The following is a 13,106-nucleotide window of genomic DNA, read 5'->3' as shown; positions in this document are numbered from 1 at the left end:
AGCAAGCCTTAATCGTGAAAGATACCGTCATGACCCGCGATGAATTCAACGCATTTTGCCAATCGCTGCCCGTGACAACCCATGTCGTGCAATGGGGCGGTGCCGATGTCTGGAAAGTCGGCGGCAAGGTCTTTGCGATTGGCGGCTGGACCACGGGTCATACGCTTGGCATTACCTTCAAGGTATCCGACATCGCCTACGAGGTTTTAAAGGAACAACCAGGTTTGCGCCCTGCTCCGTATCTTGCCTCGCGCGGGATGAAATGGGTCCAGCATTATGACGCACCGGGACTTGATGATGCGAGCCTGCGTGACCATTTGGCAGAATCCCACAAAATCGTCTCGCGCGGCCTGACCAAAAAGATGCAGCGCGAGCTTAATCTGTATCAGGAATAAACGGCGCAGCTTTTACAACCGCCAAAGGTCGATGCCTGCGGGCACGTCGTCACGCGGCAGAATGGCGCGCACATCGGCAACGAAGCCGATGCCATCCTTCAAAAGCCCCTCCACTAGTGGCCACCCCTTGGCAACATATTCCCGGTGTGACACCGCCAGCACGACGGCATCCGCCGGTTTCAGGTCGGCATCACCACACAATTTCAGACCATCGAATTCATGCAGAACTTCCTCGGCATCGGCATGATGATCATGGACCTGAACATTTATCCCGGCATCTTCGAGCGAGCGGATGATATCGATCACGCGCGTATTTCGAATGTCGGGCACGTTTTCCTTAAAGGTCAGGCCAAGCACCGTCACAGTAGGGTTCTTGGTCGCTCCTTCGCGCAACAACGCCCGAATGACCTTATTGGCGACAACCTCGCCCATACCGTCATTCACCCGACGACCGGCCAGAACCACCTGCGGGTAATAACCAAGTTCCTCTGATTTGTGGGTCAGGTAATAGGGATCAACCCCGATGCAATGCCCGCCGACAAGGCCGGGCGTAAAGCGCAGGAAGTTCCATTTGGTGCCCGCGGCATCCAGAACATCACGGGTATCGATACCCGCCCGATCAAAGATCAGCGACAGTTCGTTCATCAGCGCAATGTTCAGATCGCGCTGGGTATTTTCAATCACCTTGGCGGCCTCCGCGGCCTTGATCGTCGGTGCCTTGTGGATCCCAGCCTTGACGACAGATCCATAAACTGCCGCAACGATTTCAAGCGTTTCAGGCGTCTGCCCCGACACAACCTTGGTTATGGTGGTAAAGCGATGTTCGCGGTCTCCAGGATTGATGCGCTCAGGCGAATAACCCACCGTGAAATCGATCCCCGCCTTCAACCCCGAAAGCTGCTCCAGGATCGGCACGCATTCTTCCTCGGTCGCGCCCGGATAAACCGTGCTTTCATAAACAACGATGTCGCCCTTCTTAAGGATTGCACCAACGGTTTTCGATGCAGATCGCAATGGCGACAAGTCAGGACGGTTTGATTTGTCAATTGGGGTCGGCACAGTCACGATATGGAAATCGGCCTGACGCAAATCTTCGGGATTATCACTCAGCAACAAATCGGCGGCTGCCAGCTCATGATCATCAACCTCGCCGGTTGCGTCATGCCCTGCCTTAAGCTGTGCAATGCGCGACTTGTTGATATCAAACGCCACGACACGTCCGATTTCGATCCCGAAGGCCACCGCCACCGGCAAACCGACATATCCCAGACCGATAACCGAAATCTTGCGACCGTGGCTCATTGCTCAACCCTTGAAATTGAATTCTGCCTGACTTCTAGCCAGCACGTGCTCAACCGTCAATAAAAGAGGAACGGTATCCGCTTTAGGCAATCGCAAAATATGTGTTAACCTACGAGTTCTCGAAATCAGACTGTTATCCATGCATAAAATCCCCTATCTGATTTGCCTTTTCCTGTTTTGTCTTGTTGCTGGAATGCCCGCCACAGGCCGGGCAGGAGCTGCGCGCATAAGCGTTGTAATGCCTTACATCCCGATGATGGCCGAAAGTCCGGCGCGTGGGACATTCATTCGCATGTATCAAGAAGTGGCTGCGCGGACCGGCCAGAAAATCATCATTGATATTCTACCACCCCGTCGAGCGGTACAGTCCTTTGTTGCCGGCGAATACGATGCCTTGGGTGCCTTCCCGTCGCTTAGCGAATTACCGGTTTCGCTGGCATCCGTGCCGTATTACCTGCGCGAGAATCTGATTTTCTACAAACCGGGCCAATTTGGTCAGAACGCGATCACCTCACCCGACGGTCTGGCCGGATTGCGGGTCGGGCTTTCGGCCTATCATTATCCACCCGCCATCATCAATCGTCAGGATGTCGATTTCGAACGGGTTCCCAGCGACCATTCCTTGCTGAGCATGATTGCCAACAACCGGCTTGATGCTGCCATCATCGAGAGGTCTTCGGGGCTTCACATTCGCGATCAGCTCGGACTTGCCGGGGTTATCGATACTCTTGACATCCCGCTCACAACGGAAAATGTCTTTTCCCTGTTTCAGGCCAACCGCGAAGGTATTGAAAATCGCGCCATATTTAACCGGGCTGTTTACGACATGCTGTGTGACGGAACGCTGGCGGGAATTTTCGGACGAAGCGACGTTTTACCCGATATTTCCTTGCTCGAACGTGATCTGCCACATGAAAGCTGGCGTAATGACTGCCTCCCCTCACTTCCGGGTTCCACCCGCTAAACAGCCAACGATCCCCGAATGCCAAACGGGGTGCGCCATATCTGACGCACCCCGTTTCATCATCATTGTCGATTAAGGCTGGGCTTACCCCTTGACCACAATATTGATCAGTTTCGGGGTTGGCTTGGCGATATAGATCACCTTGACGATCTGCATGCCTTCAAGATGGCGGGCAACATTTTCATCGGTCTTTGCCATTGCCTCGACCGTTGCCTGATCGGCATCCGCCGCCACCATGATCGAGCCGCGTTTTTTGCCATTGACCTGAACCGGGACTTCAAATTCGTCGTCCTTGGCCTTTTCGGCATCAAATACCGGCCAGTCAAACTTGATCACCGATTTTTTGGAACCAAATTCGGCCTCTGCCATACGGCTCATAAGCTCTTCGCCCAGATGCGGCGCAAAGGGCGCGACCATCAGGGCAAGCGAACGAACATGATCGTCATGCACCGCATTCTGGCGGGTCATGGCGTTGGTCAGTTCGATCAATGCTGCAATCGCAGTATTCAGCCGCAATTCAGCGATGTCGTTGGTCACCTTGGCGATGGTTTTATGCAAAAGCGTTTCGATCTTGCCATCGACGTCGCTTGTGCGTTCCATCTGGGTTGCGACCTTCCAGACATTGGACAGGAAACGCATCATGCCGACAATCGCATCGGACTGCCACGGTTTGGAGCTGTCAAGCGGCCCCATATACATCTCGTACGTCCGGAAGGTATCAATCGTATACTGATCGCAAATTTCTTCCGGCGGGATGCCGTTTTTATAGCGCTTGCCCATCTTGCCCGGAACGGTGATCAGTGCCTCATCCGTCTTGGCATTGAACGGCTGCTTTTTGCCGTCAACATCGCGCATTTCAACATCATGGATGTCGACATAAACGCCGCGCGCGTCGGTATAAGCATCGGCCGTGATCATGCCCTGGTTAAACAACTTCTGGAACGGTTCGGGTGTGGCGACATAGCCAAGATCAAAGAGCACCTTGTGCCAGAAACGCGAATACAACAGATGCAGCACCGCATGTTCCGCCCCGCCGACATAAAGGTCAACCGCGCCGGGCTTGGCATTGCCATTGTCATCGGTAGTATTGGCCCAATAGACCGCTGCCGCATCCGATGCAAAGGCCTGATCGTTTTGTGCGTCGAAATAACGCAGATAATACCAGCACGAACCGGCCCAGTTCGGCATCGAGTTCGCATCACGACGGAACGAACGCACTTCGTAATCTGCACCGGCATGGCTGTGGGTCGACCCCACCGCCGCATCCACCGGCAGGACCGAACCATCGGCAAGCACGATCCCGGTGACTTCCATCCATTCTTTGGCGCGCGCCAAAGGCGGTTCGGGTTCCGAATTCGGGTCCTCGTTCGATTGCGGCTTGAAATCGGTCATTTCCGGCAGGACGACGGGCAGGGCTGCCTCGGCCACGCCATGCACCTGTCCGGTTTGCTGATCAAACAGAACCGGGAACGGTTCACCCCAATAACGCTGACGCGAAAACAGCCAGTCGCGCAGTTTGTACTGCACCCGACCGCGGCCGATATTCTTGGCTTCCAGCCACTCAATGATTTTTGCCTTGGCATCCGGGGTCGAAAGCCCGTTCAGGCTGACCTCGTCATTGGCGGAATTGATCGTATCGCCGATATCGGTCTGCGCGATTTTGAAATCGCCCGGTGCGGTTTCATAGCGCGCCAGCAATGCCGCATCGTCAAGATCGGCCGCATCATCCGGTGCATTGGCCCGAAGCCAGCTTTCCGACGGTTTGGTGGTGGCGACAATCGGAAGACCGAATTTATGGGCAAATTCGAAATCGCGCTGATCACCCGCCGGGACCGCCATGATCGCGCCTGTGCCATAGCCCATCAGGACATAATCGGCAATCCAGACGGGGATCTGCTGCCCATTGGCCGGGTTGGTGGCATAGGCCCCGATAAACACGCCGGTCTTTTCCCGGTTGGCTTCGTCCTTGGACGATACCGGACCGGCCAATTTGACCTCGGCGCGATAGGCAGCAACCGCGTCCTTCTGATCGGCTGTCGTCAGCGCATCAACCAGCGGATGTTCGGGGGCGAGCACCATATAGGTCGCGCCGAAAATCGTATCGGGCCGCGTGGTATAGACCGCAATCTTGTCTTTGCCGCCATCGGCAAGTGCCACCGGGAAATTGACCCGCGCACCGACCGAACGACCGATCCAGCCTTTCTGCATCTCGACAACGCCGTTGGGCCAATCAAGCCCTTCAAGGTCAGCAACCAGACGATCGGCATAATCGGTAATCCGCAACATCCACTGTTTCAGCGGGCGCTTGTAAACCGGGTAATCCCCACGTTCGGATTTGCCTTCGTTGGTGACTTCCTCGTTTGACAGAACCGTGCCCAGCATCGGGCACCAGTTGACCGGCACTTCGTCAACATAGGCCAGACGCCCGCGATCAATCGCGCGGTCGATTTCCTTGCCTTCTGCCTTCGTGCCCTCGCCAATCAGCGATTTCGGTTGCGGCACACCGTCTTCATCCAACAACCATTCCCCGCTTTCAAGCAGCCCGCGAAGCTCGGCAATCGGGCGGGCCCGCCCGGTGATGGTCTGCCCCTGCGGGCCTTTCCATTCGACGGTCGGATCATAGAAGCTATTGAAAAGCTGAAGGAAAATCCACTGCGTCCATTTGTAATAATCGACATCGGTCGATGCAAAGCGACGATGCGGATCATGGCCAAGGCCGATCACCTCCAACTGGCGCAGCATGTTTTCGATATTGGCTTCGGTGGTGATGCGCGGATGCTGGCCGGTCTGGATCGCGAACTGTTCGGCTGGCAGGCCAAACGCATCAAATCCCATGGAATGCAGCACGTTAAAGCCGCGCATGCGTTCGAACCGTGCCTTGACGTCGGTGGCGATATAGCCCAGCGGATGACCGATATGAAGACCGACCCCGCTTGGATAGGGGAACATATCGAGGATGACTTTTTTCTTTTTGGCGGCGTCGAAATCGGCATCGCCCGGATTGGGGGTACGATAGGTATCGTTTTCCCGCCAGTAATCCTGCCAGCGCTTTTCAAATTCGCGCGCACTTTCCTGATAGTTCGCCACCGTCAAACAGCTCCTAAGCTCAAAATACCGGATGCGGAGTAAACCTCGACACGATCCGGATCATCAATTCTGATTAACCAAACCCTGTTCAATAATCGGGCTTGGCCCCTGTTGCAATATCAGAGTGCAGGATAACCGCCACAACCGGCCCGGATGCAAGCCCGAAAACCCGCGTATCACGCATGGCGGGTTTGCACATCGCCCAACCGGACCTAATATAACTGGCTATGGCCTTTTCGCCCTGATTGTGCGATATTAACCGCCCGTAAAGACTTCCGGCGCGCGATCCGCACCAAGAAGGTGCCCGCGCAGGCCATCAGGAAATCACCGTGTATCAAGCCCGATCAAGGACTTATACACCCACAACCCGCGTCCAGGGAGGACGGCATGGATATCACCATCGGCGGACTGACATCGCAGGCAGCAAACGGCTCAAGCCGCAGCGCGCAGTCTTACCTGCCCGGTAATGACGACTCGAAATCCGGGTCGAACAATTCTATTGCCTCCGCCTTCGCCAGCGCGACCTCGGTTTCGCTGTCCTCTGAGTCAGGCAATCTTCTTTCGGCCGATCAGATCGTTTCGGCGATCAATGAAAGCCTGTCTTCGACCGGCCTGTCGATCCAGGGCGTCGATCCCACCGATTACACCCCCGAAGCAGTTGCTGATCGCATTCTGGCCCGTGTCGGTGATCTGATCGCCTCGAACGCCAGCAGCCCCGAAGAAGCCCGCGAGATTTTTGATCAGGCCAGCGAGGGCATCGCCAAGGGTCTGGAACAGGCCCGCGACTTCCTTGACGGCCTTGGCGCGCTCAATGACACGATCAATGGCAATATCAACGAAACCGAAGACCGCCTGAATGAAGGCTTGAAATCCATCGAAGCCCGCCTGACCGAACTGTTTGAAAGCAGCCCGGCCAAGGAAGCGGCCGATACAACGCCGGAACGCGATGAGCAGGTGCTCCAGTCGCAGATCACCCAGACCGCACAGGCAAGTCAGGCCTATGCCGAGGCTGGCACCAATGCGCAGCGTAACGCCCCGCGTTACGGCACTTCCGCGATCTGATCTTCGCGATCATAGCCTCACCCATCCAAACCGGCAGGCACATCCCCTGCCGGTTTTGTTTTGCGCCCTCACATCCCCGCCGCCCCCGGCCCGTCATCGCCGCCAACGCGAAACAGCTTCCGGCCAGCATCCTGTATCTTGTTAAACGCATCCTCGGCCATGAAGCCCGACACGAACGCCATGAAGGTCACAAGGAACGCGCTGATTTCGATATTGCCTGATCCGTCCGGGCCGCCTTGGGTCACCATCAGCATCCCGGCCTCGGTAAACAGGAAAATCGCGATGGCGGCCGCAATCCCCTCCCCCGTCATCACCATCAGGTGGCCTGCGGCGGCAAAGCCGGTTTCGGGTGCCACCACCGCCACCTCTGCTACCTCTGCCCCATCCTCATCCCTGTTCGCCACATCCGCCACCCCGACCCGGCGATAGCGACGCGTAAAGCTGACGACGGAGCCAAGGCCGCCCGCCGCCACCGTCACCAAAAGCGTCAGGACAATGCCAGGCATTTGAAGCAGAAGCGACAATACCCCGCCAAGCGGCTGCTGAAACAGGGCGACCAGCGACCGTCGCCCGCCCTCATCTGTCGCATCCTCGTCCGCCCAAAGGGCGGCATGTTCTCCTCTAAGGTCGGCAAGCTCCGCACTCAGGCTGGCGCGCAGCCGGTCGGCCTGCGCCTGTTCGGCGGTGATATTGGCCCAGGCCACCTGGGCGCGCGCTGCCTTCTCGCCAAAGCTCATCACCGCATTTTTGATCGCATCGACCCGGCTGCGGATATCGGTCGCAAAGCCCTCGTTTACCCCCGGGGTCAACGCCATCTGCGACAGGGCATTATCCAGGTTGGCAATCACCTCCTTGCCCTCGTCGGTGCGCGCATTATCGGGCGATGGTCGCCCGTCCTCGGCACTGAAATCGCTTTGCGCCAGAAAGGCGAACGCCTGATTAAGCGCCCCAAGATAAGCCATGCGAAAGTCCGGGTCGAACCTGCCCGGTTGTTCGGCCACCACCGCCCCCAATCCGGCATAAAGATCAAACGCCGCCCGCCACGCGGCAATCGCATCCTGGCGCAGGGCCAATCCGTGCCGGGCGGCGGCAAGCGCGCTTGCGTCAAGCATCCTGATTTCGGTGCGCATCGCATGGATATCGCCCTTAAGCTGCGCCTCGTGATAGCCCTGAAACACCAGCCGCTCCAGATCGCCGGGCGAGCTTAGCTCAAGCTCGCGGCTTAAAAGCTCGCGCTGGATATCGGCAGTAAATCCGGCAAACAGCGTCACGACAAACCCGACATACAGAACCACCACCAACCCGATCAGCATGACAGAGCCCAAAATCGCCGCCCCGCGAACATATAAAACCCGGCCAAACAGAACACGCCGGATCAGATCTCCCAATCCTTTTGCGCCTACGCCGCTGCCAGATGCACCAGATAACGGCGGCCGTGCCGGAGCCCCCGAAGATTGCCGGTCATTCTCCTCTGCCATGGTCTGCGCCTGCACTCCGTCTGGTTATGCCGTGATACGGCGGCCCGCGCCGCCTCAAACCTGACGCTCCCAGACCCGCCCTTGTGACGGCGGCCTTTCCCTCATGCACTTGCCGTCGACACAATCACTCCCGAACTCCCCGCTCCCCTTTCGTCACTCCCGCGAAGGCGGGAGTCCATGCCGCCCCGCGCTCCCACGCGGGATCGACCCCATCGTCCCACAAAATAGCCTCAAACCCCGCCAATACTCCGGCCGCAATTCAACCAAAAGGTCAAAGATTTACGGAACAAAACCCGGTCCCACCGGTTTTACAAAGACAGGTTTTCAAAGAACGGCCAAACCGGCACCATGCCGCCCACTGACCCGCCCGCAACAGCAGAGGATTTCCCATGTTCCATCGCGAAAACATCTGCCGCCAGAAATCAAATGCCACCGCCATTCCCATCACCACCAATGCCAATGATGCCCGCCACATGGCACTGGCGACCGCCGCCACGGCAGCACTTCTCGCCCTTGGTGCAGCGATGGCACTTGTGCCCGGCCATGCGAGGGCGGGCGAGGAAGCCCAGTCACGCTTTATCAATACAAGTGGTGCGGAAATCGGGACGCTGACGGTCAACGGCGTGCCGGATGCCGCGATCCTGAAGATCGAACTTCGCGACCTCCCGCCCGGTCAGTGGGTGGCGTTTCATATCCATGAAAACGGCGAATGCGATGCGCAGGGCGGCTTTAAATCCGCCGGCGGCCATTTCAACCCGATGAACAAATCCCACGGCCACGAATTTGCCGACGGCCCGCATGCGGGCGACATGATGAACCAGTATGTCAATGACAAGGGCGCGCTTTACGCCCAAATCCTCAATAACGCCGTGCGCTTTGAAGACGGCACCGGCGAAACCGACATCCACGGCAAGGCCGTCATCATCCATGCCGGAGCCGACGACTATAAATCTCAACCTTCAGGCGATGCCGGCGACCGGATTGCTTGTGCGGTGATTGAGTAGATGAAAAGTTGGTTGGTTATTCTGAGGAACAATCAGCGAATGCGGAAATCGAGTTCTCGATAAAATTCAAAGTCGTTTATCCATCGAACTCCCATTGCATTGCAGGCGTCCGGAACTTTAGTCCGTCCCCTCCTTTTTGATACTTTGGAAACTTCTTTGGTAACCACGACCCGATCAGGTGCGTTTAGCGCATATGTAACAAGAAATGGATCTTGTCCGGCTTCTTCAAATTCATGGTCATTTAGGTCTGGAGCATAGGCTTGGTCAATAACACTATTGAAGATTGCTCGGTCAACTTCCTCGTCCAATAACAGAACCTCTCTGATTTTTTCGGAATTTATCCAATCACTCAGTAAACCAGTAGCTCTTGCAATTTCCGCATAGATTTCTAACGGCATTTTAACTGTGCCATTTGCTGCCTGCTGCTCAATCCATTCCCAGAATGGGGGAACCCTATCAACCGGATAATAGTCTTCATGAGCTCGAATCAAAACGTTAGCATCCAGCAAATATAGCAAACTCTACCGCCCCCCACTTCGGAACATGGTGTTTTCCATACCGCTTGATCGCCTTAGCAGAGGCTCAACTGAACTGGTACTAACTCCAAGCATTTTTGCTGCTTTAGTGTGCGTGAGTTCATTTGCTCTTAGAGTTCGGTTAACAAGTTCAATAAGAGCATTGCCAAGCTTATGTTTCCTAACCGTATAGTAAGAAGGGCCACGTTGATCTGGCTGTCGCTCTTCCCTTGCCTGTTGCTTGAGCCGTTGCCATCGCGCAGCAAATCGAGATGCTAATTCTCTATAAGCTTCAACCGAAATTCGACCTGTTCGCCAGAACCGATATGCAACCATCGCCTCACTGATCTTTCTCCTAGAAGAAATATCAGCAACAATTGTTTCTATAATATCTAGCTCTGAGATCGTTGATGGGAGACGTGATAGAGTAGATTCGGGCAGTAGAAACTCGCCCGCAACGTCATTGCAAAACCGCTCGACTATCGCAAGTGGATCAGTTCTCGCATCAGCAACTGGCGTTGCACTCACTCCCGAAGCACCGAGAAGAATATGAGCAAACTCATGAATGAGCGTGAACGATCTAGCCGCTTTTGCATCCTGATCGTTAATAACGATGAAAGGCGCAATTTCGTCTGAAATTGCAAAGCCTCGAAATACACGTTCACTGATATTCGAGTGATGAGACCCGAGATTTCCGGCAAGGACGACAAACACCCCTAGCGCTTCAACTCGATTTCTTAGATCGCTGAAAAACTCGTCAGGGGTGCGTTTCCCGTGTTGCAGGGAAACGACATCATCCACTCCTAGTAGCTGCCGAATATAATCAACTGAATGGCTAATGCCTTGATGTATCGTCACGGCACCAATGAATGGCAGTGTTTCAAAGTCTTCATCGTCTTCGAGTAAAGACTTAACAAGGTCTTGTCGCACACGAATGTCTCGGAGGAGTGCCTCTAGAAGACCATCCTCTTGTCTCGAAACCCCACCTTGAAGAGTACGAAAATCTTCCCCTCTCTCCCCTTTGGGAGGAGGGTTATTTCTATAAAAGGCAGTTAGTGGACGACGATAAGCCTCTGAAATTTTCATCAGTTGCTGACGAGTTGGCTTAACATCCCCGGCCTCTAGCGCACGCAGTTTATCCTCTGCAGTTCCCTTCCCGGAAGAAAAAAGACGCAGTTTTCCTGCCGCCTCCTCAAGCGTGTAGCCTGCGGTTTCCCTCGCCCAAACGAGCATTGCAGGGTTTATGTTGTTTGCTCTTTTCATCGCTTTGCGTGCACTTCCAACATACACCTCGACCAAATAGCCGAGGCCTAGGTTCAAGTATACATACTAAAATTAGATTACGGGAAAAATCTGCAACTGGGATGGCAATTCAACCATACCTATCCCTTAAAATGCCAAGTTAGAATTTTCTTAGCACTGACAATCAGATAGCCTCTACAGGAACTTAAAAATCATATATGTAACGAGTCTCTAACTTCGAGATTTTCAGAAGAAATCCTTCTAGAATTATTCAACATTCTGAATTCAATAAATGCTTTAAGAGAGCACTTCTGTAATGTGGCACCACCTCTCCTCAGACTGGCTGAACTGGGCGGATCAACTCGCCCCCGCAGCACAGAAGATCAACCAGCATTTGATCGCTGCACTTGATCTGCCAGCTTTGGCGCGCGCCGCCGACGGTCGGGGATTGGCTGTGCTTGATCTGGCGTCCGGGGTCGGGGAACCGGCATTCGGGATTGCGCGAATGCTGGCTGGTGAGGATGAGTCAAGCCTGCACGGCCAAGTGATCGCATCCGACATCGTGCCGGGCATGTGTGCCGGATTGGCGGAACGCGCTGGGGCCGAGGGGATTGGCAATCTGTCGGTGGTTGCGGCTGATATGGAAAAGCTGCCCTTTGGCGCGAGCACGATGGATGCGATTTCGTGCCGGTTTGGCGTGATGTTCTGCAATGATCCCGATGCCGCCCTTGGCGATGCCAGCCGGGTTTTGCGTGCCGGTGGCCGGGCGGCTTTCATGCTCTGGGCGCCGCTGGTCGATAATCCGTTATTTGCCGCCATGGATGGGGTTCTGGGCAATATGCTGGGCACCGGTTTTGCCGATGCCGGGCTTGATCTGTTTGGCTTTGCCGATCCCACGTCCGCCACCGCGCGCATGGCACGCGCCGGGTTTGGTGATGTCACCCTCACCACCCACAACCCCGCCGGGCGCATCCCGGAACGCGCGGCATTCTGGAAGCCGCAGATGGAAATGCTGTTTGGGCCGCAATTGCGAAAAGCGTCGGATGCGGAACGCGGGGCGATTGATGCCGCGATGTTCGAAGCACTGCGTCCCTATGTGACGGACGGGCATTTTCAGGTTCCGATTTGTTTTCATGTACTTGCCGGGGTTAAGGGGTAAACTGCGCCTAAAAGCGCCGTTTTTCCCTTGATTTCCGCAAACCTTCGTGTCAAACCGCGCGCCTTGGAAGGGATGTTTCCTTCCCCTGTCGTAGCACCAGGTTAAAAACACGAAAGACATGACATATGAAGACGATTGTCGTCTGCTCTGGCGGGCTGGATTCCGTCACGCTGGCCCATAAGGTTGCGGCAGAGCACAACCTGCATTCCCTGATTTCGTTCGATTATGGCCAACGCCATAAAAAGGAACTTGATTACGCCGCGCGCGCCGCACGCGATCTTGGCGTCAAACATCACATTGTCGATCTGACACCGGTTGGCGCATTGCTGACCGGGTCGTCATTGACAAGCGATGATATCGATGTGCCCGACGGCCATTATGCCGAGGAAACCATGCGCATCACCGTGGTGCCCAACCGCAATGCCATCATGCTTGCCGTGGCGTTCGGGGCTGCGGCGTCGGCCGGGGCGGATGCAGTGGCAGCCGCGGTTCATGGCGGGGATCATTTCATCTATCCCGATTGCCGCCCCGATTTCATCAAATCGTTCCAGACGATGCAGAACCACGCCCTTGAGGGTGTGCGCGACGTGTCGCTTTATACCCCGTTCCTTCATGGGTCGAAGGCCGATATCGCCGCCGAGGCCGGGCGGCTTGGTGTTCCGATTGATCGCACATGGTCGTGTTACAAGGGTGGTGAAACCCATTGCGGGCGTTGCGGCACCTGTGTGGAGCGGCGCGAGGCACTTGAACTTGCCCGTGTGCCCGATCCAACGGTTTACGTGGATCGCGATTACTGGAAACAGGCACGGGCCGAACATATGGCGCGCAGCCTTGGGGCTTCCGGGAACTAAGTGGATGCCCGACTGTGCGGGAGTCCTTATCTCCCCCCCCCCCCCCC

Annotated in this window: 11 protein-coding genes; 6 read left to right on the top strand and 5 right to left on the bottom strand. The window is 55.7% G+C overall.

All coding sequences use genetic code 11. The annotated features are described in order from the left end of the window. Nucleotides 1-29: 29 nt before the first annotated feature. Nucleotides 30-395 carry an MmcQ/YjbR family DNA-binding protein gene (locus SMB34_RS16785; protein WP_037991791.1) on the top strand — a complete coding sequence of 122 codons (366 nt, stop codon included), beginning with the start codon at nucleotides 30-32 and terminating at the stop codon, nucleotides 393-395. A gap of 12 nt (nucleotides 396-407) precedes the next feature. Here the strand turns inward: SMB34_RS16785 and SMB34_RS16780 are convergent, their stop codons facing one another. Then, nucleotides 408-1,697, bottom strand: a complete 1,290-nt coding sequence (locus SMB34_RS16780) for a nucleotide sugar dehydrogenase (protein ID WP_037991789.1) — start codon at nucleotides 1,695-1,697, stop codon at nucleotides 408-410. 238 nt (nucleotides 1,698-1,935) lie between these two features. On the opposite strand from SMB34_RS16780, the gene SMB34_RS16775 reads away from it, so the two are divergent. Further along, entirely contained in the window at nucleotides 1,936-2,661 is a 726-nt protein-coding gene (locus tag SMB34_RS16775) for a substrate-binding periplasmic protein (protein ID WP_167332779.1), read from the top strand. A gap of 84 nt (nucleotides 2,662-2,745) precedes the next feature. Here the strand turns inward: SMB34_RS16775 and SMB34_RS16770 are convergent, their stop codons facing one another. Beyond that, on the bottom strand, nucleotides 2,746-5,748 hold the full coding sequence (locus tag SMB34_RS16770; RefSeq protein WP_037991786.1) for a leucine--tRNA ligase: 3,003 nt from the start codon (nucleotides 5,746-5,748) through the stop codon (nucleotides 2,746-2,748). 387 nt (nucleotides 5,749-6,135) lie between these two features. On the opposite strand from SMB34_RS16770, the gene SMB34_RS16765 reads away from it, so the two are divergent. Continuing rightward, on the top strand, nucleotides 6,136-6,810 hold the full coding sequence (locus SMB34_RS16765; protein ID WP_007090497.1) for a DUF5610 domain-containing protein: 675 nt from the start codon (nucleotides 6,136-6,138) through the stop codon (nucleotides 6,808-6,810). A gap of 68 nt (nucleotides 6,811-6,878) precedes the next feature. Here SMB34_RS16765 and SMB34_RS16760 read toward each other — a convergent pair whose 3' ends face one another. After that, entirely contained in the window at nucleotides 6,879-8,288 is a 1,410-nt protein-coding gene (locus tag SMB34_RS16760; protein WP_156962696.1) for a hypothetical protein, read from the bottom strand. Nucleotides 8,289-8,677: 389 nt separating this feature from the next. Here SMB34_RS16760 and SMB34_RS16755 point away from each other — a divergent pair, with 389 nt between their 5' ends. Beyond that, nucleotides 8,678-9,292 carry a superoxide dismutase family protein gene (locus SMB34_RS16755; RefSeq protein WP_240478857.1) on the top strand — a complete coding sequence of 205 codons (615 nt, stop codon included), beginning with the start codon at nucleotides 8,678-8,680 and terminating at the stop codon, nucleotides 9,290-9,292. Nucleotides 9,293-9,324: 32 nt separating this feature from the next. Here SMB34_RS16755 and SMB34_RS16750 read toward each other — a convergent pair whose 3' ends face one another. Both SMB34_RS16750 and SMB34_RS16745 read right to left on the bottom strand, forming a co-directional pair. Then, nucleotides 9,325-9,801, bottom strand: a complete 477-nt coding sequence (locus tag SMB34_RS16750) for a DUF4411 family protein (RefSeq protein ID WP_240478856.1) — start codon at nucleotides 9,799-9,801, stop codon at nucleotides 9,325-9,327. 12 nt (nucleotides 9,802-9,813) lie between these two features. After that, entirely contained in the window at nucleotides 9,814-11,070 is a 1,257-nt protein-coding gene (locus SMB34_RS16745; RefSeq protein WP_051682369.1) for an ImmA/IrrE family metallo-endopeptidase, read from the bottom strand. A gap of 295 nt (nucleotides 11,071-11,365) precedes the next feature. Here SMB34_RS16745 and SMB34_RS16740 point away from each other — a divergent pair, with 295 nt between their 5' ends. Then, nucleotides 11,366-12,208, top strand: coding sequence for a class I SAM-dependent methyltransferase (locus SMB34_RS16740; protein ID WP_051682368.1), 843 nt, complete (start codon nucleotides 11,366-11,368; stop codon nucleotides 12,206-12,208). A 125-nt stretch (nucleotides 12,209-12,333) separates the two neighbouring features. Further along, the gene (queC, locus tag SMB34_RS16735; protein WP_037991782.1) at nucleotides 12,334-13,059 is read left to right on the top strand and encodes a 7-cyano-7-deazaguanine synthase QueC; all 726 of its coding nucleotides are present in this window, start codon (nucleotides 12,334-12,336) and stop codon (nucleotides 13,057-13,059) included. Nucleotides 13,060-13,106 lie beyond the last annotated feature (47 nt).

The sequence above is a fragment of the Thalassospira permensis NBRC 106175 genome (assembly GCF_000714555.1).
Taxonomy (GTDB): domain Bacteria; phylum Pseudomonadota; class Alphaproteobacteria; order Rhodospirillales; family Thalassospiraceae; genus Thalassospira; species Thalassospira xiamenensis.
Note: the sequence above shows the minus strand (reverse complement) of the source record. Positions and strands in the feature narration are given on the sequence as shown.